This window comes from Adhaeribacter arboris, from assembly GCF_003023845.1.
In the GTDB taxonomy this organism is placed as follows: domain Bacteria; phylum Bacteroidota; class Bacteroidia; order Cytophagales; family Hymenobacteraceae; genus Adhaeribacter; species Adhaeribacter arboris.
This window is the reverse complement of the sequence record NZ_PYFT01000001.1, coordinates 5,963,013-5,984,852: the sequence shown is the minus strand read 5'-3', so window position 1 is coordinate 5,984,852 and position 21,840 is coordinate 5,963,013. Positions and strand designations below refer to the sequence as shown.

The window sequence follows — 21,840 nt, the reverse complement described above, 5'->3', positions numbered from 1 at the left end:
CACTACTCGTACATTACAAGCGGCGAACAACGCATAACTAGCAACTAAATTTTGAATCAATTTAAGCTTTCTCTTACCTACTCCCCCTGGCTGATAGTGGTTTGTCTGGCCGTAGGGGCGGCTTATGCTTGGTTGTTGTATTCAAAAACGGCAACCTGGCCTAAATCTATCAATTATGCCTTAGCCACGCTCCGGTTTTTGGTTGTGTCTTTCCTGGCTTTTTTGCTGCTTGGCCCCTTTGTCCGGGCTATCACCAATACTACCCAAAAACCTACTTTGGTGTTGGCCATCGATAATTCCGAATCGGTAAAATTATTTACTCCGCCCGCCATGCTTCACTCCCTCCTCGACCGGTTAGATAAGTTAAAAGCTTCGCTGGCGAATAAAGATTTGCAGGTAACCATACGGACATTAAACCGGGGAGCGAAAACCGACAATGACCTGGCGAATATCAACTTCAACCAATCGGCTACTAATCTCGACCAAATGCTGGCGGGGGTGCAGGAAGAATACGAGAACCGCAACCTGGCGGGTGTGGTGTTACTCTCCGACGGCATAATCAACCAGGGCAAATCGCCGGCATTCTCCGATTACAATTTCCGGCTTTTTCCGGTAGCAGTGGGCGATACCATCCCGAAAAAAGATTTAAGTATTCCGGCCTTATCTTACAACAAAGTAGCCTACAGCGGTAATCGTTTTCCTATTGTAGCGGAGATTAACAACCAAGGCTTTTCTGGCCAAACCGCTACGGTACTGTTGCGCGAAAACAATAAAATACTCGAACGGAAAACCGTTAAACTAACCAATAAGCCACTCTCCAGTGTAGAATTTGCGGTTACGGCCGTACAACCGGGTAAAAAACATTACGAAGTTTTGCTCGAATCCAAGCTAGGCGAGTTTACCAAAGTAAATAATTTAAAGCATGCTTACCTCGACATTGTTAAAGGAAAATTAAAAATATTACTAGCCGCCGCCACCCCGCATCCGGATATTAAAGCCATTAAAAGTGCCATTGAAACCAACGAAAATTTTGAAACGGAACTTTTTATTCCCGGCGTTTTTCCTTTAAACGCCACGACTAAATACGACCTGGTTATTTTGCACCAATTACCCTCCCGGCTCGGAACGGGCAATGAAGTATTAACGCTGATTAAACAAAAGAAAATACCGGCTTTTTACATTATTGGTGCCCAAAGCGATTTGGCTGGATTTAACCGGTTAAATGCGGGCCTGGAAATTACCCGTAAAAGCAACCAGGTCGACGAAGTAGTTCCCGTTTTTAATGTGAGTTTCACTAAGTTTAAGGTAGATGCTTCGGCGCCGGAACGCTTATCGAAATATCCGCCGGCCGAGGCTCCTTTTGCCGATATTAAACTGGCGCCCAATGCCGAAATTATTTTATCGCAGCAGATTGGTAAATTAAAAACTACCCGGCCCTTGTTAATTGCCCAGGTTTCCGGTGAAGCCCGTTCGGCTACGTTACTCGCTGATGGCTCCTGGCAATGGCGCCTCACGGAAGCAGCCAATTACGAAAAGCCGGATGTGTTCGATAAAATTATGGTAAGCACGGCGCAGTTACTTACCTCCGCTACTGATAAAAAACGATTGAATGCCTATCCGGTGCAGGATGAATACCTGGTACACGATGATATCCGGTTTGAGGCAGAAACTTATAATTCTATCTACGAAAAAATATACGGCCAAAAAGTTACGCTCCGTTTAACCGACGAAAAAAACCGAAATCGCTCGTTTTCTTTTGTAAACGGTGAAGGATTTTCGGGTTTAAACATTGGCAATTTACCGGGTGGCGTGTATAAATACGAAGCCTCCGCCCTGCTCGATAATCGTCTTTACCGCGACCGGGGTGAATTTGTCGTGCAGGATGTTCAATTAGAAGCTGTTTCGTCGTTGGCTAATTTAAACTTACTGCACCAAGCGGCGCAAAAAACCGATTCCCGGGTGTATTACCCGAATCAAATCGATCAGTTGGAAAAAGATATTCTAAAAGCCGATTTTAAAAACGTCATCTATTCTTCCGAAAATATCCAGGAATTAATTAACCTGAAGTGGCTGTTCTTTTTAATTCTGGGTTTAATTACTACGGAGTGGCTTATCCGCAAATACAACGGCGCGATTTAGGGAGTTATAAGTTTAGAGTTATAAGTTAAGAATTAAGAGTTGCCCGGACTATTTTTTTGCAAATAACCCAGTTATAAACTCCTGCCGGTTCAGGTATTAACACCAGAACCGACGAGCACTCCTTAATTTAACAATTAAACTTATTGGGTTTTAGTAGATAGAAAACCTTAGAAAGAAGTTGTTAAAATTATCAGCAGTGGTAGAATTTGATATTATTAGTTTTGGAAAATATCTGTACCTTAAGGGCGGCTAAAACTCACACCAACTATGATTTCGTTACGAAATATTGAAAAGTACTACTCTTCCGGTTTTTCGCGTGCTTACGTGCTCCGCCACATTAATTTAGAAGTACAAGAAGGCGAATTTATTTCGATTATGGGTCCGTCTGGTTCGGGCAAATCAACGCTACTTAACATTATTGGCTTGCTGGAGCAACCTTCCGACGGCGAATATTTTTTCCTGGACAAGCCGGTACATAAAATCAAAGATTCAGAGAAGAGTGAGTTGCATAAAAATTTCATTGGTTTTGTTTTCCAGAGTTATCACTTAATTGATGAGCTTACGGTGTACGAAAACATTGAAACCCCCTTGCTCTACAAGAACATGAAATCATCGGAACGGAAATCCTTGGTAGCAGATATTCTGGATCGTTTTCAAATTGTGGGCAAGAAAGATTTGTTTCCGCACCAGCTATCGGGCGGGCAGCAGCAATTAGTGGGTATTGCCCGGGCAGTAGTTGGTTCGCCTAAGTTAATTTTGGCCGATGAACCTACCGGAAATTTAAATTCACGGCAAGGGGAAGAAATTATGGAGCTTTTCCAACGTTTAAACCAGGACGGGACTACTATAATTCAGGTTACGCACTCCGAGAAAAACGCCACTTACGGCACTCGCATCTTGCATTTACTCGACGGCCGCATTGAAAAGAGCGAGTCATCAAGCTAATGGTGCCACGCGAATGGCTCGCCGCCATTTTATATAACCATCGGTCGCTAAAATCAAGAAAATAAAGTACAAGCCAGCTAGCAGGTAAAGTTCTTTGTACAGGTAAATGAGTACGTATCCCGAGTCTACGACCAGCCACACGAGCCAGTTTTCGAGCTTTTTGCGCGCCATCATCCAGTAGGCAGCTAGGCTTATTCCGGTGGTAGCAGAATCGGTATAAGATAAATCGGCGTTGGTAAAATGGGTTAAAAAAAATCCCAAACCTAAAGTAAACACCCCCGAAAAAGCACTCAACCAAATCCATTGCAAGGGTTGAGTACGGGTTACCGGCAATTCGGAGCGTACACTATCCGGGTCCGGGTGCAGCCAGGCGTACCAGCCATAAGCACTCGTAATAAAGTAAAAGATATTTAACCCAACATCAGCGTATAAGCGGGCATCCAGGCAAACGTAAATCAGCATGACCGTACTCACCATACCCGCGGGCCACGTCCAGATATTTTCGCGGGCAGCCAGCCAAACTCCGGCAATACCGGTTACCGTACCTATTATTTCGTAAATTGTCATTTATCAGGATACAATCAATTATTCCAACAGCTTAAACGCAGGTTTTTGCTTTTACAGATAGGTTTCTCTGGTCAATATTAAAGAATTTAACGCATATGTTGCCGAAAATACCCAAGCAACTCTCCTATTCATTTTCTGGTAAAGTAAACCAGCATTTTTGTAAGCTTACATTTTGAGTCGATAAAAATATCTAGACAGTTTCAATTAGTTAAGCTATTAAGAAAAATTCTGTTAAAACTTATAACTACTTGCAACCGGGTTGGTGCGAATTGGGTCATTCTGTTAAATAGAAAAGTATGAAAAATTTGTTGTTGGTATTTTTTGCCGTATTCCTATTTTCCTGCGAAAACGATGATCAAGCAGAACCACAAACCAGCCTGAATATTTTTTCCGCTAAAAGAAATGGAGTAACCTGGAGTGGCAATACGGATGTATACTTAAATAATCAATCGGATACTTTAACTATGTGGTGTATTGCCAATCGTCCTAATGAAGCAGTTTTAGTCGTCAATATAAAGTTTCAGGGCACCGGCACTTACGCCCTAACTCAGAATCAAGCCGGCTATTATACCACGGTAGGGCGTGATGTAATTTTAAGCCAATATAAGCCTATTCCCGGATCAATCGGGCAGTTAGTTATTTCAGATTACAATGCGGAGAAGAAACAAATAGCAGGAAGCTTTGAATTAGATTTAAAAAATACCTGGAGTTCTTCCGGACAGGATGCTGACACTTTACATATAACAGCCGGTAATTTTACGGGTATTATTAGAGAATAAAGCAAAGGTGACCCGTACATTTAATAAAATTTCAGGATTTCCATTCGTGTCAGGCTATACTCGGCTTACTTTCGGCAAAGTCTTTTAATACCTGGTTGCGTTTTTCTAAAAGTTTACGCATGTAGCGGGTTAAGAACAATACGTTGGCCAAGTTTCCGAGCCAGCCTAAAGGAAAAGTAAATCTAAAAATATCCGTCATGGTAGTGCCATTTTCGGTGGCAGTAAAATAATGCTCGTGCCGGAAAGATTGAAATGCACCCGTTACCATTTCATCCGCAAAAAAATTGAGCCGGCTAAAATCGGTAATTTTAGTGGTTAAGGTTTGCCAAATACCCAAATGCTTGGCTTGCCAAGTTACGGTTTCATTTAATTCTATCAGGCCGCTGGTCCGGCCAGCCATGGCTTTTTCACCGGTATGTTTCATGGAGATTATGTGCAAATCGATGCTCCGTGATAAATCAAAACATACTGCTTGGGGTGCCCGGATAAAGGTTCGTAAATGAATAACGGGCATTTGTACACTTTGAAAAGGTTAATGAAAAAATAAATAACTCATTAAAATGGCAATTATTACCCCGGCTAAATCGGCCAAAAGGCCACAAGCAGCGGCATAACGCGTTTTTCGGATACCCACCGATCCGAAGTAAACGGCTAAAATATAAAAAGTAGTTTCGGTACCGCCCTGAATGGTACAAGCTACCCGCCCCACAAACGAATCAGCCCCGTACGTTTTCATTACATCCAGCATCAGTCCACGGGCACCGCTACCGCTCAGCGGTTTCATGAAGGCAACGGGTAAGGCTGGTACAAATTCGGTATTAAAGCCCAATTGAGCAAAAACCCAGGCAATAGCACTTACCAACATATCTAGAGCACCCGAGGCCCGGAAAACGCCAATGGCTACCAGAATAGCTACCAAATACGGAATAATATTAATGGCTACCTGAAAACCTTCTTTCGCGCCTTCAATAAAAGCATCGTACACGTTAATTCTTTTAATCAGGGCCAAGCCAATAAACGCCACAAAAATCCCGAACAAAATAAAATTACTGACTACCCGGGAGATAACGGCAATTTGCTCCTGCGTAATAGTGGAGAAGTAATAAATCAAGCCGCCTAGCAAGATACTTATGGTACCCAGATAAGCAAAAATCACCCGATCGAACAAATTAATGCGTTGGTAAATAGCCACTATTATTAATCCGGTTAAGGCACCCAGAAAAGTAGTAATAAGCGCAGGCAGAAAAATATCCGAGGGGTCTTTCGCTCCCATTTGCGCCCGGAAAACCATAACACTGATAGGAATAATAGTAAGACCGGCGGTATTGAGGACCAGAAACATAATTTGTGGATTGCTGGCCGTATCTTTTATGGGATTTAATTCCTGTAATTCTTTCATGGCTTTTAAGCCCATGGGGGTAGCCGCATTATCCAGGCCAAGCATGGTAGCCGAAAAGTTCATGAGAATAGAACCAAATACCGGATGGTTTTTAGGTAAGTCGGGGAAAAGCCGGTTAAAAAAAGGGCCTACCAAACGGGCAAAAACCGCAATAATGCCGGCATTTTCGCCAATTTTCATCAAACCTAAAAATAAAGTCATTACCCCCGTTAAACCCAGCGAAATTTCGAAACCAGTCTTCGCCATGTCGAACATACTGGTTACCAAAGCGGCAAAAATTTCCGTATCCTGAAAAAAGATTAATTTAAAAAGAGCGATAGCAAAAGCGATGAGGAAAAACGCAATCCAAAGGTAATTTAAAACCATAAAACAGGCGATCCGGTCAGACTTACAGAATACGAGCCAATATACAGCTTATGCTTTAAATCTTGTTTACCGCCGCAAAAGTTTGTCGTCCGGGAATGGGTTAAGCCATTTTTTAAAACTTATTACTTTAAAGCGCATCCTTTTTGTGTTTTTTTGGACTAATTGCGGGCGTTTGGCCAAGAAGGTAAAGTTTCTGGCAGATTACTGATTTTCCATTATTCTATTATGGTTTTACCATCACTCAAATACGAATTACGGGGTACGTACCTTTACCGGGCACTTACACTTCTTTCTTTTTTAGCATTTTACTTTCTGGCCACTTCGTGCCAAACAGCTAAACCAACGGCTACTTCCACCCCGACACCATCAAGTACGGCACCACCGCCAAAACTTACTTATAAGCAGATACAAACGCAATTAGAGCAATCACCGGTATTTGCCCAGAATTTTACCGGCCTTGCCCTGTACGACCTCGATTCGAGTAAAATGGTTGTGGCGTATAACGCTGATAAATATTTTACCCCGGCCTCTAATACCAAAATACTTACTTTTTACGCGGGTCTTAAGATTTTGAGAGATTCAATTCCGGCCTTCCGGTATACCATTCAACACGATTCATTGCTATTTTGGGGTACGGCCGATCCTACCCTGCTGCACCCCGATTTACCCAACCCCCGAGTTTGGCAATTTTTAAAAAACCGGCCCGAAAAATTATATTTCTCCGCTGCTAATTTTGCTACTGTCCCACTTGGGCCGGGCTGGTCCTGGGACGATTACAATGATTATTATTCCACCGAACGCTCTCCTCTACCTGTTTACGGTAACACTGTCCGGTTTACGGGTAAGTTAGGTACCACCAAAGCGCAGGTAACACCGCGGTATTTTAAAAATCAGGTAAAAACGGAGCTTTTTAGTAGTGCGGCTAATAACATAGTAGTGCGGGAATACGACCAAAATAAGTTTACGTTTTATCCTAAACGGGTAAAAAAAGATTTTGAAACCGATGTACCTTTTAAACAATCGCCGGAACTCACCCTTAAACTACTCAGCGATACGTTACAACGGCCGGTAAAATTAATAAAACAACGTTTGCTGAGGCCAACGCGGACTTTTTACGCCAATCCGGTAGATTCTTTGTATAAGCGCATGATGGTGGAAAGCGATAATACTTTTGCCGAACATTTATTATTGCTGTGCGCCGCTATTATTTTCGATTCTCTGAATACCACTTTAATTATTAACCATGTCAAAAAAACCTACCTCTCGGATTTACCGGACCCACCCAACTGGGTAGATGGTTCCGGACTATCCAGACTTAACTTAATTACTCCGCGCGACATTGTAGCCCTGTGGCAAAAGATTTACCAGGAAGTACCGCGTAACCGGTTATTTTCATTGCTGTCGGCGGGAGGTAAAGATGGTACCCTTAAAGATTATTACCGCAGCGACGTTCCTTTTGTATTTGGTAAAACCGGTTCATTAAGTAACAACTACAGCCAAAGTGGTTTTATTACCACCAAAAGCGGCAAGACCTACATTTTCGCCTTTATGAACAATAACTTTACCCGACCTACTGCCGAGATTCGTCAGGAAATGGAACGCCTCGTCACGGCAATACACCTTAATTTTTAAAATCGGAAACGGATAGTACTATTAACTGAATGATTCAGTGGAAGCACAAAAAGCATTAATCTGCTGGGTAAGTACTTGTATATCTTCCGGGGTGTGCAAACTGTTTAGAACAAGGCGAGTAATGGGTAGATCGGCGGGAGTTGGATAGGCAAAATGAGAAATTAAAATTTGCTGTTGTAATAACCAGTCATACAAATTGTTTTGCCGAGTGTAAAAAATTGGATACCCGGCAAAAGATTGAAATTGCTCGGAATATTGCAGAGTACTGGTAAATTGATTAATGTTGTTTTGCAGCTTTTCCCGGGCTTGCTGGTATAATTCTTCAGCTTGTAAAAAGGCGGCTAAATAAGCCGGCACCGGCGGCGAACCGCCCCCAAAAAAGGCAGATTTCTTAAGCTGATCAATAAAGGCGGCATTGCCCAGAATTACCCCGCCCGGAATACCCAGTGCTTTTCCGAAAGAACTAATGACGGCCACTTGCACGTGGGCGGGCAGTTTTGGTAGTTGGGTGTGTACTCCCGCTCCGTTTTTTCCGGTAAGCCCGAATCCATGTGAATCATCAATAATTACTGTAATTGCTTTGTTTCCGGGGAGTTCGTTAATCCATTCAAAAGAATAAGCCTGCACCCATAAGGCATCTAAAGAATTAGTCAAAATAATTATTTTTTTACTTACGGAAGCTCGTATTTTCTCAGGTAGTTTTTGCGTCCAGGTATGGTAATCGCCTTCGTAGCAATCAACGGGAGTGCGCCATAAAGCCGGGTGCGTTCGCGGGCCGTACATAAATTCTCCGGCTTCTGGCAAGGCTTTCACTAGTAATTGCCCCGCCACCAAACCCGATGTAACCACTAAAGCTGCTTCGGCATGGGTCCAGGCCGCTAAATAAGCTTCGGTTTCCGCGAAAATTTTTAATTGCACGTTAGATAGCCGCGAACTCGAATAGTTGGTGCCGTATTCTATAAAACATTCTTGTAAAATTTTCTGAAAGTTTTCGTTACGGGCCATGCCTAGGTAAGAAGTACCGCTAAAGTACAAATAAGTGGCCTCTTCGGTAATCAGGGTGCGACCGGGTAGTTGGCTAGTTAATAACGGAGCTTCCAAAAGAAAAACAGCTAATAGTAAATCTTACGGATCGAAACTAAGCGTTTTTCCGGCAATTGCAACTATTTAAAAAGAGGTTTACTACTGATTTAGCACGACTCGTATTCCTGATTCTATATTCAAGCTGCTGAAAGAAATGAATGCACTAAAGAAGTATTCCTCCATTTTGCGCATAATAAATCCTGCCGAACATTAAAAATATGCTCGGCAGGGATTTACCTGGTACTTTGCGTAAGCCATTTTATAAAAAAATCAGGTAGAAATTACTTCCAGTAACTCTTCTAACAACTCTGGATTAATGTAATTAATAGCCGCGTATTTTTCACAATACATTGCCTGAATGAGCGCTGCCGGGTTTGTAGCTTCCAGAGTAACTCCTTCGTCGCCGGGGCGGAACATTACGTGCATCGGCACCGCGGCACTACCATTTATGGGAGGCTGAAAATATTTATAAGGCAACACTGTACCGCCGTTTTGCTCAAAGAAATTAATTTTCCGGGCTAGGGCTGTTGCTTCTTGGGTATTTGGATTTTGGCTAGCGGTAATTTCCCAAACAAAACCTACCGAACGGTATCCCATTTCTTTCAGTTTAGCGGCGCCGGTTTGGTAAATATAATCGAAAAAGTGCGCCCCAATCTGTTTACGGCGCTCCGCCGGATCAATGGCTAGATAAACCAGAAATACGGCCGAAGGATTAGTGAGTAAATGCACCGTAGCCAAACCAATGGTTTTTTCCTTATTCGAAACCCGAAAGGCCAGGCCAACGCCTTGGTCCAGGCTATCTAAAATAGCTTGTGGGGGTTCCTGTTCTTCCTGGGGAAAGGTTTGATGGTATAAGTCCCACCAATCCGTATCGGCCCGTAATATCCGGGAGTTGGAAATGCACTCAAAACAAACAGGTTGGTTGGGTGCTTTATTAGAATTTAAAAGCATAAAAGTTGGTCGGTAAGTAGGCAAAATTCGGGTCGGAGAAATTCTAAAACAGATTTTTTACTAGCGCTTTTACTATTACCGGACACCTAAATAATAGCAAGAGTTGCACGTAAAAAATCCATTCACAATAAAAAATTTAAAAATGCATAACAACCAATAGAAGCAAAGAGTTTGCGGGCAAATATAACCTAATATAGGGCCTAACTAAATACTTAAAATTCAGTATTTTTGTTTAGTATTTAAGTTAAACTTTTCAGCGTCATACGATTTACTAGTAGCCTAAAGTAACAAATTTCCTTCGGGCACCTTAGCAAGCTAATATAATATTTTTAATAACGCTGTCATAATATAAAAAGCGGATATTAAGCTTTTGTTCTGGAAAAAACAGGTTGCTTTTCGGATAAATATTTCCAGTAACGGACGGGTATATGCCGCAAGTGCAGCTTTTTATTTTTTCTTTCCGGAATGTTTACGCTCGTAAAGTACGTCTGCCATAGCTCCTGATAAGCTATTTCGTCTTCGTCCAGCAAGGTAGCAGGTAATTGTCCGTTCCGGTTAACGGGCACTTGCTCTAATTGCACGTACTCTGCCGTATGCAAATTATAATAAATACCGTAATGGCGTTTTAAGTCGTAAATCAGCCAGCGTTGGTCGGCGTAACGTTGGGTAAAATGTTTTAGGATTAAGGGCAATACGTTAAAATCCGGTTCAATGCCGGCGTAAAACAAATTATCCCCGGTTTTCTGAAAGCGCACAAAAGCTTCCATGCGGTGGGCTTCCCGAAATATTTGTTTATTAATTTGAGCCACTAAACGAATGCAATCCGCGGCAAAATTTTCTTCGATGTTTACCGGACTAGCCAAGGCCAGTTTTACGTATTCGTAAATAATCATTTCCATAGCCGGCAACTCCGATAGAAAAACTTTGTACAGCTGCACACCCGCCTGAACGGATATTTTCCGGAGCAAACCTTGCCATACCCGTTCGGCCTTTTCCTGGTTGGTAATTACCCGAATATGCGTAGCAAACAAACTGGGTTGTACCTGCTGCTCGCTCATAATCTTATCGGGCCAGGATTTGCGTTCGTATACTTCAAAAATTACGCTCAGCAAACCCTCAAATGTTCCATCGTAGGAGTAGTAATACATCGGCCTAAGTAGCTGAAAATGTAGTTTTACTGCCGGAGTATACCAGACAATAATTGTATAATCTTAGAACTTAATTTAAAACGGGCGCTGGCTTAAATGTATTGGTAAAATAATTTACGGTCATCGCCTAAAGTTGGCGCCCGTTTATTTAGCGATTGGTTTTTCTGACGTTCGTTCAAATATTGCAGGTGCACTACTAATAAACTAAGTTTGCAGTGGCAAGATACGGGAGCTACTTTAGCGCTGGCTTTCTGGTTAGAGGAATTTTGAATAGATTTCATAGTAGTAAATTTTTATGGACTCGTTCAATGGTTAAGAAGATGCTTGTCAGATAAAAAAATAAGTACTAACTGGCCGTTCCGAACAGACTTAGTTGCTGTTTAATTAAGCTGTTACGCACCGAGCCTTCCCCAAAAAGTATGCGGCGGCGAATAACATCTTCGGAATAAGTTTTAGCCACCGGGCTTTTTCCGCTGCAGGTAATAAAATAGCGGGCTCGTTTCAGGACCACGCCAATTTTTAAAAGATGCTCGGCGGTAAGCGCTGCAAACCGACGCGCCATTATTATTTTCTTCGCCGATTTCATACCAATGCCCGGCACGCGTAAAATCATCTCGTAATCGGCAGAGTTTATTTCTACCGGGAAGAAATGCATATTTCGTAAAGCCCAGGCCAGTTTCGGGTCAATTTCCAGATCTAAGTGAGGGTGAAAGTCCGATACAATCTCCTGTACCTGGAAACCATAAAACCGCATGAGCCAATCGGCCTGGTAAATGCGGTTCTCGCGCATAAGCGGCGGCACCTCAATGCCCGCCAAACGACTATCGCTGCTAACGGGCACGTAACCCGAATAATACACGCGCTTTAACTGATAATTTCCGTACAACTGATTGGCCAAATGCAGGATTTGCTTATCATTCTCGCCGGAAGCACCCACAATTAATTGCGTACTCTGGCCAGCGGGAGCAAAAGCCGCTGCGTTCTTAAAAATTTTGCGCTCTTCCTGGCTGGCGATTAATTCCTGGCTAATGGCCGACATGGGTTTCATTATCTGCGCGTAATTTTTTTCGGGAGCCAGCTTTTGCAAGCTTAGTTCGGTGGGTAATTCAATATTCACGCTGAGGCGGTCGGCATAAAGGCCAGCTTCTTTAATCAGGTCTTCGCTGGCTCCCGGAATGGTTTTCAGGTGAATGTAACCGTTAAAATTATGCTCCTGGCGCAACTTCTTCGCAATGCGAATCAGGCGCTCCATGGTATAGTCCGAATCTTTAAAAATACCTGAACTTAGAAATAACCCTTCGATGTAATTACGCCGGTAAAAATTGATCGTCAGGTTAACGACTTCCTCGATGGTAAAAGCTGCCCTTGGAATATCGTTGCTGCGCCGGGTAATGCAATACGCACAATCAAAAATGCAGTAGTTAGTAAGCAATATTTTCAGCAACGATACGCAACGGCCGTCTTCGGTATACGAGTGGCAAATACCCATACCTTCGGCATTACCTAATCCTTTGTTATGGTTTTTCCGCTTGCCCCCACTAGAGGAACAAGAAACATCGTATTTCGCCGCGTCTGCTAATATTTTTAGCTTATCTTTGATTTTATCGTTCATGCTGCTTCTTCGATAGGGACTAAAGTAGACAAATACTTATTATTAAACTAATATATTTAGTAATAAGTTTTAAACTTTAGCAATTTATTTAAACTTATTTCCGGATAGCAGATAGCGAGACAAGCAATATTTTTGCGGCAAACCAGTTTAGATTAGGGATATAATTTTATTTGTAGTAAATTAAACATTAACGTTCCTACTCCGTTATCTGGCGAAAGAGTAAAAAAGTGATAGTATACCTTTATGGTATTGATAGTATCTATTTTAAAGCGATTTGTATTATTAATTCTGGTACTGGTTTTAGCTACGGCATCGGGGTATGCCCAGCAAACCAAGCCCAATCCTGATTCTTTACAGAAAAATGCGGCCGACACCACTCACCGGATACTGGACTCGGATAAAATAATTAAAGATTTAAAGGCGTACTCAAAACGGAAAACCCTAGTAGGCCGCATGATAAAAGCGGTTTTCCGGTTCGACCGCAAACCGGAGCCGGCGGCGGTAAATCCTCAGCTGTTAAACTATCAATTTAAAGAACATCACTATAAAATTGTCCGGCGCATTTACATTAAAAGTTTAGATGCTTTTGGGTATTCTATTAACGATACTTTGCGGCTCCCCGCTAACTTTCTGGAAAAAGCGGGTAACTCGCTGCACGTAAAAACCCACCAGGGCCGTATTCGCAATAAATTATTATTTAAACAGGGCGAACCACTCGACCCTCTGGACTTAACCGAGTCGGAGCGTTTGCTGCGCCAGACCGATTACATTTTGGATGCCCGGGTAACGGTGAACGAGGAAACTTCCACGGCCGACAGCGTGGATATTGTAGTAATTACCAAAGATGTATTTTCTATTAGCGTGGGCGGTTCTTATAATGCCGGCCGGGGTTCGGGCCGGGTGGTACTGCGCGACATTAATTTTATGGGTAGTGGTCACCAGATTCGTAATTCGTACCGCTTTGGCCTCGACTCTATTCAGCAATCGTACGAATACACGGGGAGTTACCGCGTAGAAAATATTTACAAAACATTTATCAGCAGCGAATTAATTTACCGCAACGAAGTAAATTACAAACAAAAAGGAGCCAGCTTACAGCGCGATTTCTTTGCTATTAATACCAAGTACGCCGGCGCAATTGCTTTAAACTGGTATACCTTACCCGTCTACGTTCGGCTGACAGACTCTACGGGGCAAAGGCAAAATATTTCTTTTTCGACGCAGGATTATTGGCTGAGTAAATCTTTCCGGTTTAAATCGTATAATTTAGGCCAGGAAAACCGGGCCCGGATTATTACTTCCGGGCGGGTTATTATTACCCGGTACCCTACCCCTCCCACCGACGAATACCAAAGCAATACTTTTTACCTGGCCGGAATTGGCTATACGTACCGCAAATATTATAAAGACCGTTACTTGTTCGGCTTTGGCCGGACCGAAGATATTCCGGCCGGTAATTTACTGGCCTTAACCTACGGACTCGAACACGGCAATAATTTTAACCGGCGCTACGTAGACATAAAAGCCGGTTTCGGCAAATACCAGCGTAACTTTGGCTATTTAAACTTCACCTCCGAGTTTAATACTTTTATCCGCGATAAGAAGTGGGAACAAGGCGAGCTGGCCACCGAAATATTATATTTTACTAGACTATACAGTATTAATACCTGGCGCATGCGCCATTTTGTGTGGAACCGAACGTCGTACGGACTTAACCGCAAGTACGGCGAAAACGTACTCAACATAAATAAATACGAAGGTATCCGCGGTTTTAGTTCGCCGGACCGGGGCACCCGTAAGTTTGTGCTGAACTACGAAAATAATTTGTACACGCCTTTGTCGTTTGTGGGTTTCCGGTTTGCCATTGTCGCTTTCGCCGATTTTGCCTGGCTCTCGACGGGTAATAGCAGCAATCCTTTTCAGAACACTCCTTTACAAGGCTATGGTATTGGTTTCCGGTTTTTAAATGAATACACTACTTTTAACACCATTCAAATTTCGCTAGGATTTTATCCGCAGGGACCCAGTTCTTTTAAAACCTATCCTTCTACACGGCCCTACTACGAATTCAACGATTTTACGTATTCCCGCCCTATTAACGCTGTTTTTGGGGATGGTATTTACCGGTAACTTTAATTTAATGAGTGAATTTTGAATGAGTGGATGAGTGAATTTTGAATAGAATAAATAAATCAGGTGGATTTTGAATGAGTGAATATTTATATTCTAAATTCTTTGTTTATCCATAGTTATTCGAACCTTTATTCATTACTCATCCATTCACTCATTCAAAATTTACTTATTTCCTCCTTCAAAATTCAATTAGTCAAAATTCATTTACTCATTCACCCAATCACTCATCCACTCATTCAAAATTTTTAAAATCTCTTGTAATGTTTTCCAACTCTCGTCGTCTTTGTTTTTGAATGGACTTACAAACGTTTAAGCAGAAAGTTTTACCCGTAAAGGACAAGCTGTTCCGGTTGGCTAAAACCATGCTGCGCCACCACGAAGAAGCCGAAGATGCTTTACAGGAAGTTTTTCTGAAACTCTGGACCAACCAGCACAAGCTGGATGCCTGCAACAGTGTAGAAGCGTTTGCCATGACGGTAACTAAAAATTTGTGCCTGGATAAATTAAAAGTAAAAACTCCTAAGCACCTGGCAGATGTAACGGCAATGGAACTGGAATCGAGTTATACAACTCCTCAGCAAAGTTACGAACTGAGCAACAGCGCCGAGGTAATGCGCCGGTTAGTGGATCAATTACCGGAACAACAAAAACTGATTCTTCATTTACGGGATGTAGAAGGTTATTCCTTCGAAGAAATAGAGCAGATTACCCAACTGCCGCTGAACACCATTCGGGTTACCTTATCCAGAGCCCGCAAACTGGTACGCGAACGTTTTTTAAAAATTGAGAAGTATGAAATGGGATAACATAGAGGAATTACTGGAACGCTACTACGACGCGGAAACCACCCTGGAAGAAGAAGATTATTTACGGGCTTATTTTAACCAAACCGAGGTACCGGCTACTCTAAAAGCCGCTCAGGAACTGTTTAAGTATATGGAAACGCAACGCAATGTAAAACTTACCGGCTACAAGCACGACGAGTGGCTATTTGCCAAAATTGAGGAACCGAAAGGCCGCCAGTTTTTCTTGGGCCGGGATTCGATTAAACTATTGATGCAGCTAGCGGCCAGTGTGATTTTAGTAACCGGGGGCTTTTGGTTAGGTACCCGCAATCCTTTTGCCAGCTCTACCAACCACGAAGTAGCGGCCTTACGCCAAGATTTGCAGGAATTTAAAAAAGTATTATCGCCACAGGCATCGGAATCATCTACGGCCGCTGCCCGGATTCAAGTGGTAAAAGAAGGCGTTAGAAAAACTTCCGCCGATAAAGAAGTCGTGCAGGTTTTAATTAATGCCATGAACTTCGACCCGAACGTAAATGTGCGCTTAGCGGCCTGCGAGTCTTTATTCCAGTACCGGCACTTACCTATGGTCCGCGAAGCGTACATTCAATCTTTGCAAATCCAGACGGATCCTAACGTACAGGCCATGCTCATTGATATTTTGGTGGCTTTAAAAGAAAAACAGGCCGTAGACCAGGTGAAAAAATTATCGCAGAAACAGAATTTACAGCCGACCATTAAATTAAAAGCGCAGCAAGCCATCGGGATTCTGATCTAAGAAACTATTTAAACTAGTTCTTAATATAATAAAACAATTAAAATATAGTATATCCCCTATTTATTTTCCATTATTTATTCTACACATCCATCATGAAAAAGATAGTACTCGCCGCCACGTTTTGTGCCTTATTAACTAATGCTAGTTGGGCGCAAACAAATGCCGGCGGAAAAGATAAAGTAAAAAATAAATCTACTGTGGTAGTAAATAGCCGCCACAACAACGATGACGACGATACTAACCGGAGTGGCGAACGCCGCGAATACAAAACCAAACTGGGCAACAGCGCCGGTAACCAGGTACGCTTTATAATGGGCAGCAGCGAAGTAAAAATTGTGGGCCACAACTCCGACGAACTAGTAGTAGAAGCCAATAATTACCATGCTCCGCCCGCCCGCGCGCAAGGCTTAAAACCGCTCTATAATGCCGCCGAAGACAACACCGGCATTGGTTTATCCATTAACCGCGACGGCAATGTACTTACGGTGGTAAAAGCTCAGAAAGGCGGTGGTAAATACACCATCCGGATACCTAATAAAACCGCTATATCTTACACCGAAGCCAACTGGCAAGGCGGTGATTTTGAACTGGCCGATGTAGATGGCGAAATTGAGCTCAAGCTAAATAACTCGCGGGCCGAGCTTACCAACGTAGCCGGACCGGTAATTGCCAACAGCACCAACGGCGGTATCCAGGTAAAATTTAAAAATTTGAATCAGCAAAAGCCTTCGTCTATATCGGTTGTAAACGGCGAAATTGATATAACCCTACCGGCGGCAACCAAAGCCAACTGGAAATTACGCTCTATTAACGGGGAGGTGTACACCGATTTTGACATGGCCTTGCCAAAAGACAAAACCGATTTACAAAAAATTGCCGGTAGCAATACCGTAGAAGGCAAAACCAACGGCGGCGGGGTAGAAATGAATGTTTACACCATCAACAGCGATATTTTTATTCGCAAAAGCAAATAAACAATCCGCTATTTCCTTCCATTTTCCGGCACTCATCCGCTCTAACTACTATGCGCACACTCCTCCTCTCCTTACTGTTTCTGTTAGCTGTAATTAAGTATAGTTACGGCCAAACGAAAGTTGTTACCACGTCCCCAACCAAAACCGTTTTTGCTTACGGGGGAGACTTGAATAAAGATTTTCTGAAGTACGTTATCGGCCTTACGCAAAAATCAAATCCTAAAATATGTTTTTTGCCGACGGCCGGTGCCGATAACCCTTATGTGATCAACTATTGGTACGAGCTATGCCTGAACTTCCCGGTAAAACCCAGTGTCCAAAAAATGTTTGTTAATTCTTCGCCGGGGCAAAAAAGCTTCGCGGAACATTTACTGGATATGGATGCTATTGTGGTGGGAGGTGGCAACACTTTAAACATGATGGGCATTTGGCGCGCGCAAGGAATAGATACCGTTCTGCAAAAAGCTTACGAAAAAGGAATAGTGCTGGCGGGTGGCAGTGCGGGCTCACTTTGCTGGTTCACGAGCGGCTTATCGGATTCGCGGCCAGAAAAGTTGAGCATAGTAGAATGTTTAGGGTTTATCAAAGCCAGCCATTGCCCGCATTTTTCAAGTGAAAAAAGCCGGAAACCGCTTTACCTGGAAAGTATTCGAAAAAAAGAAATTCCGGCCGGCTACGCCTGCGACGATTTAGCCGGCATGTTGTTTCAGAACGGAAAGCTGGTAAAAGCTGTGACCTTGGATAAAACCAATAATGTTTACTTTATTTCGGAAAAAGACGGGAAAATTGACGAGCAGAAGTTAGTTACCGAGTTAATTAAATAAAAGCGCCGCTAGTTAGTTTCCTGGTTTTAGCGCCGCTTATTTATTCTGAATACCCGTAATTTATTACTTCGGTAATTAAAGCACTAGTACTTACAACATACCCTTCACACTAAACTTACAATCGAATTTTCTATTATTATGAAAAAGATATTTTTTCTTATGCTATTCGGCACCTTATCTGTAGCAACTGCTGTCGCGCAGAAAGTAGTCGAAAAAACCTTACCGGTGGCCGCTAATCAAGAAATAGACTTACAATTAAAGTTTGGGAATAGCATTAAAATTACCGCCTGGGATAAGAATGAAGTCTACGTTAAAGTTACTTACAGCATTAATTCCGGCCGGTTAAATGATGCCTTGCTGCTCGACTTTCATTCCGGTCCGGATGGCCCCCGAGTAAGCGTGGATTTAGATCATGATTTATTAAAAACCGGCCGAGCCGAAGATTGCCCGGATACCCAATATGGCCGCAATCATTCTTCTTATAACGGGCAGGATTATTACTCTTGCAGCCAGATTGATTACGAAATCAGGGTACCCCGCACCAATAGCATAGTGGTAAATACCATTAACGGCGATATTGAATTACGCGACCTCACCGGTCCGGTAAATGCCAAATCTATCAGTGGTTTTGTAGACATGAATTGGCCGGATAAAAAAGGCGCCACCGTTTCTCTGAAAACAATTACCGGCGAGGTTTTTTCTGACCTGAATATTGCTTTTACGAACAAACAAAAAGAAATACCTATAGTGGGCTACCAATTAAAAGGCGACTTAAATGGGGGAGGTAATAGAGTAAAGCTGGAAACCATCAGTAATAATGTTTACTTCCGGAAAGGCAAGTAGTTTTTCACTTGTCAGCTCCGATAAAGTATCTCTTTACCTCCGCATGATTATTACCAAGAGAAGCCTTACTGCTTTAAATTAGGTTAGCTTCTTTAAGGTTTATAAAAATGTATAGTATTAAGATAAAGCAGTACGAGCCCGTACTGCTTTTTTTGTTTCTCAATTTTGCGGCATTATAAGACCTAAAATTGTATTAAAACAAGCATTACCCACTTTATTCGCCTTTATTCAATATTTAAATATTCCGCTAATATTTATAAAATTATTTTTATGGCACCGCAATCCGGTTTAACGTATACTTCGTAGGTTTTTCTCGCAACCCGTTAATAATCGCTTGATTATTTTTCCTTTTCCCAATTGTTCATTTTTAAAATTTAAAAGCCTATGAAAATGTTTACGAAGTCTGGCCTGCTGAAATCTGGGCTGGTAGTGGTGGCGGTAGCTTCCCTATCCGTAATTGGTACCCGATACAATTATCTGGAATCTTCCAGTCACCGGGAAGCGCCGATAATTGCCAATGACCCCCTGGCCGATAATACCGATGTGTACGCCTTCCGCAATCCGAAGAACAAAAACAACATGGTTATTATTGCTAATTATGTTCCTTTCCAGCATCCACACGGTGCACCTAATTTTTACAATTTCGGGGAAAATATTGCTTATGACATCCACATTAAAAATGACGCCACCACTAAGGGGGACGACATTATGTACCGATTTGAGTTTAAATTAACGAACGAAGATCCTACTACTCACTTTTACATCCGGTTAGGCAAGCAGAACCAGAAAGCTACTTACACTTGTAAAAAAAGTACGGATGGGGGTAAATCTTTTAAAACGATCATCAGCAATGGCATTGTGCCCCCTTACAATGTAGGACCGCGCAGCATAGAAAGTGCGGTAGGATTAAACAGCAGCTACGAAAATGAAATGAAAAAAGGAATTATAACAGCTTCTACCGGTGAGAAAGTTTTCTGCGGACCGGTAGATGATCCTTTCTTCGTAGATATCGGAGGGATTGAAGATTTAGGTAATGTCCGCCCAAATAAACCCGTGGATGGCTTAAAAAAACTAAATGTTCATACCATTGCCTTGGATATTCCCATCGAAATGCTGAACAAAGAAGGTCAGAAAATAAGCAAAGCCTGGAGCATTCTGGATCCGGACTTTATTATTGGGGTATGGGCCTCTGCCAGCCGCCGGCAAATTACCGTACGCGAAAGCAAAGGTAGAATTAAGCACGAAGGCGACTACGTACAAGTTTCGCGTTTAGGCATGCCTTTAACCAACGAAGTTATAATTCCGATCGGTAAAAAAGATGAATGGAACTCTTATTCTTCTAATAACGATCCAAAAGAATTCGAGAAATACTTCACCAATCCGGAGTTAGCCTTGTACATGGATGATTCCAAATTCGGGAAAGCCGTACCAGGTTTATCGGCGCTGCGTATTCAAACTAAATCATTAGGTGCTTTTGATTTCCGGAACGGAGCCGATGGTTTGTCTTCTTTATTAGGAAATCCTGCCACGAAAGGAACTGCCTTCGATAAATCATTATTCGGTAATTATTTACTCCGGAAAGGCGAGCCCCGCTCCGTGGATTTACTACCTATTTTCATGACCGGCGTTCCTAATTTAGCGCCTTACCAACTGGTTACCGGCAAAAAAGATGGTAATCCATTAGCCGCGGGTAAACCGTTCATTAACAACTTCCTGCCTACTTTCGGCGATATGCTGCGCGTAAATATGGCCGTACCGCCTACCGACCGCGATTCTAAAGACTTCAGCAGTTTAGGTTTAGTGCAAGCCGCCGTATTGGGTATTACCGATCCCCGGTTCAATATGTCCCCGGCAATGCAATATATCCCCAACATGGATGGCTTCCCGAACGGACGCCGCCTGGAAGACGATGTAGTACGGATTGAACTGCAAGCCGTAAGCGGAATTGTGCTGGCGGCGGTTGGTTTAGGTTACGATGATTACGATCCTAAAGCTGGAGCCGGAACCATCGGCGACGTAGAACAACAGCATAACAGCGATCCGATCATGATTATGCCGCCTTCTGGTGCCATATTTACCAATGTAAAATCGGCTACCTTCGGTACTGGTAAAGGTAGCAGCTGGGATAACTTTAAGTTTGATGCTAGTTGCCAAGCGGATGTTACGGCCAAAGTGCAGAAAACCTACGGCAATTTCCAGTTAACCAACTCAGATCCTAACTTTACCATTCCGGTTAATTACAAAGTGCTGGGTGATCCGTGCCCCGATAAAGAGAAGAGTTTGCGCGTAGTGCTGGATTACCGCATGACCGCCAGCTTAGCTACTCCGAATTTAGTAAAAGTACTTACCTTTACCACCGGGGTAGAGAAAAACGACACCGACTTGCAAACCCAATTCCCCTTCGAAGCTAAACCTTGGAATGGTTTCTTAGACGGTGGCCACGGGAACGACAATGGCAGCGGCAACGTGGATAACGCCAGCCCGGCGGCCAGCATGGCTCCCTTCGAAACGCCAAGCGGCCTGAACATGTCTACCCCGGATGTGATGCTGAAGCAAATGGAAAGTTTCCCGAACCCATCCCGGGATAAAACCACCTTCCGTTATCATGTCGCGCAACCCTCCGATGTAAGCTTGCATATTTACGATGCTAACGGCAACTTGGTAGCCAGCCCGGTTAATAAAGAAAAGCGGGCCGCAGGTATGTATGAGGTGTCGGTAAACGTAAGTAAATACAAAGGCGGCATTTATTACGCCCGCATTGTAAACGGCAGCAAATCCGATCAAACATTAAAATTTGTAGTTTCTAAGTAAGTGTAATATCTACTATAAAGGCCAGGCATTTTACCTGGCCTTTATTTACCTATCCCTTCCTACTTATACCG

At 42.9% G+C, this 21,840-nt stretch carries 19 protein-coding genes; 11 read left to right on the top strand and 8 right to left on the bottom strand.

What is annotated here, in order from left to right; translation table 11 throughout:
- The first annotated feature begins 51 nt into the window (after positions 1 to 51).
- Positions 52 to 2,139, top strand: coding sequence for a hypothetical protein (locus tag AHMF7605_RS24335; RefSeq protein ID WP_106932571.1), 2,088 nt, complete (start codon positions 52 to 54; stop codon positions 2,137 to 2,139).
- Between the two features lie 267 nt (positions 2,140 to 2,406).
- Positions 2,407 to 3,084 carry an ABC transporter ATP-binding protein gene (locus tag AHMF7605_RS24330; protein WP_106932570.1) on the top strand — a complete coding sequence of 226 codons (678 nt, stop codon included), beginning with the start codon at positions 2,407 to 2,409 and terminating at the stop codon, positions 3,082 to 3,084.
- On the opposite strand, the gene pnuC is transcribed toward AHMF7605_RS24330, so the two are convergent.
- The gene (pnuC, locus tag AHMF7605_RS24325) at positions 3,076 to 3,651 is read right to left on the bottom strand and encodes a nicotinamide riboside transporter PnuC (RefSeq protein ID WP_106932569.1); all 576 of its coding nucleotides are present in this window, start codon (positions 3,649 to 3,651) and stop codon (positions 3,076 to 3,078) included. The two genes, AHMF7605_RS24330 and pnuC, sit on opposite strands and share 9 nt — an antisense overlap.
- Positions 3,652 to 3,947: 296 nt before the next feature.
- Here pnuC and AHMF7605_RS24320 point away from each other — a divergent pair, with 296 nt between their 5' ends.
- Positions 3,948 to 4,430 (top strand): DUF6252 family protein, encoded by a 483-nt coding sequence (locus AHMF7605_RS24320; RefSeq protein ID WP_106932568.1) that lies wholly within the window; start codon positions 3,948 to 3,950, stop codon positions 4,428 to 4,430.
- A gap of 49 nt (positions 4,431 to 4,479) precedes the next feature.
- On the opposite strand, the gene AHMF7605_RS24315 is transcribed toward AHMF7605_RS24320, so the two are convergent.
- Both AHMF7605_RS24315 and AHMF7605_RS24310 read right to left on the bottom strand, forming a co-directional pair.
- Entirely contained in the window at positions 4,480 to 4,944 is a 465-nt protein-coding gene (locus tag AHMF7605_RS24315) for an SRPBCC family protein (RefSeq protein ID WP_106932567.1), read from the bottom strand.
- 18 nt (positions 4,945 to 4,962) lie between these two features.
- The gene (locus AHMF7605_RS24310; RefSeq protein ID WP_106932566.1) at positions 4,963 to 6,195 is read right to left on the bottom strand and encodes a nucleoside recognition domain-containing protein; all 1,233 of its coding nucleotides are present in this window, start codon (positions 6,193 to 6,195) and stop codon (positions 4,963 to 4,965) included.
- Between the two features lie 225 nt (positions 6,196 to 6,420).
- On the opposite strand from AHMF7605_RS24310, the gene AHMF7605_RS24305 reads away from it, so the two are divergent.
- On the top strand, positions 6,421 to 7,827 hold the full coding sequence (locus AHMF7605_RS24305; protein ID WP_146153663.1) for a D-alanyl-D-alanine carboxypeptidase/D-alanyl-D-alanine-endopeptidase: 1,407 nt from the start codon (positions 6,421 to 6,423) through the stop codon (positions 7,825 to 7,827).
- Between the two features lie 21 nt (positions 7,828 to 7,848).
- On the opposite strand, the gene AHMF7605_RS24300 is transcribed toward AHMF7605_RS24305, so the two are convergent.
- The 5 genes from AHMF7605_RS24300 to AHMF7605_RS24280 all read right to left on the bottom strand — a co-directional run bounded on the left by AHMF7605_RS24300 (position 7,849) and on the right by AHMF7605_RS24280 (position 12,621).
- The gene (locus AHMF7605_RS24300) at positions 7,849 to 8,928 is read right to left on the bottom strand and encodes an aminotransferase class I/II-fold pyridoxal phosphate-dependent enzyme (protein ID WP_106932564.1); all 1,080 of its coding nucleotides are present in this window, start codon (positions 8,926 to 8,928) and stop codon (positions 7,849 to 7,851) included.
- 252 nt (positions 8,929 to 9,180) lie between these two features.
- Positions 9,181 to 9,861 carry a GNAT family N-acetyltransferase gene (locus tag AHMF7605_RS24295; RefSeq protein ID WP_146153662.1) on the bottom strand — a complete coding sequence of 227 codons (681 nt, stop codon included), beginning with the start codon at positions 9,859 to 9,861 and terminating at the stop codon, positions 9,181 to 9,183.
- Positions 9,862 to 10,223: 362 nt separating this feature from the next.
- Positions 10,224 to 11,009: a TIGR03915 family putative DNA repair protein gene (locus tag AHMF7605_RS24290; protein ID WP_106932562.1), complete on the bottom strand. Its 786-nt coding sequence runs from the start codon at positions 11,007 to 11,009 to the stop codon at positions 10,224 to 10,226.
- A 92-nt stretch (positions 11,010 to 11,101) separates the two neighbouring features.
- The gene (locus AHMF7605_RS24285) at positions 11,102 to 11,290 is read right to left on the bottom strand and encodes a hypothetical protein (protein WP_106932561.1); all 189 of its coding nucleotides are present in this window, start codon (positions 11,288 to 11,290) and stop codon (positions 11,102 to 11,104) included.
- Positions 11,291 to 11,355: 65 nt separating this feature from the next.
- Positions 11,356 to 12,621, bottom strand: coding sequence for a putative DNA modification/repair radical SAM protein (locus tag AHMF7605_RS24280; protein ID WP_106932560.1), 1,266 nt, complete (start codon positions 12,619 to 12,621; stop codon positions 11,356 to 11,358).
- 243 nt (positions 12,622 to 12,864) lie between these two features.
- Between AHMF7605_RS24280 and AHMF7605_RS24275 the strand changes: the two genes are divergently transcribed.
- The 7 genes from AHMF7605_RS24275 (at position 12,865) to AHMF7605_RS24245 (ending at position 21,769) form a co-directional block, all read left to right on the top strand.
- Positions 12,865 to 14,751 carry a BamA/TamA family outer membrane protein gene (locus tag AHMF7605_RS24275; protein ID WP_106932559.1) on the top strand — a complete coding sequence of 629 codons (1,887 nt, stop codon included), beginning with the start codon at positions 12,865 to 12,867 and terminating at the stop codon, positions 14,749 to 14,751.
- A 296-nt stretch (positions 14,752 to 15,047) separates the two neighbouring features.
- A complete protein-coding gene (locus tag AHMF7605_RS24270; protein ID WP_106932558.1) occupies positions 15,048 to 15,560 on the top strand; it encodes an RNA polymerase sigma factor in 513 nt (170 codons plus the stop codon).
- A complete protein-coding gene (locus tag AHMF7605_RS24265) occupies positions 15,547 to 16,317 on the top strand; it encodes a HEAT repeat domain-containing protein (protein ID WP_106932557.1) in 771 nt (256 codons plus the stop codon). The genes AHMF7605_RS24270 and AHMF7605_RS24265 overlap by 14 nt, the downstream gene beginning before the upstream one ends.
- A 92-nt stretch (positions 16,318 to 16,409) precedes the next feature.
- Positions 16,410 to 17,291, top strand: coding sequence for a DUF4097 family beta strand repeat-containing protein (locus AHMF7605_RS24260; protein WP_233219243.1), 882 nt, complete (start codon positions 16,410 to 16,412; stop codon positions 17,289 to 17,291).
- A 50-nt stretch (positions 17,292 to 17,341) separates the two neighbouring features.
- Entirely contained in the window at positions 17,342 to 18,115 is a 774-nt protein-coding gene (locus AHMF7605_RS24255; protein WP_106932556.1) for a Type 1 glutamine amidotransferase-like domain-containing protein, read from the top strand.
- A 138-nt stretch (positions 18,116 to 18,253) separates the two neighbouring features.
- The gene (locus AHMF7605_RS24250; RefSeq protein ID WP_106932555.1) at positions 18,254 to 18,958 is read left to right on the top strand and encodes a DUF4097 family beta strand repeat-containing protein; all 705 of its coding nucleotides are present in this window, start codon (positions 18,254 to 18,256) and stop codon (positions 18,956 to 18,958) included.
- Positions 18,959 to 19,342: 384 nt separating this feature from the next.
- Complete coding sequence (locus AHMF7605_RS24245) at positions 19,343 to 21,769, top strand: DUF4331 family protein (protein WP_106932554.1); 2,427 nt, start codon at positions 19,343 to 19,345, stop codon at positions 21,767 to 21,769.
- Positions 21,770 to 21,840: the final 71 nt, after the last annotated feature.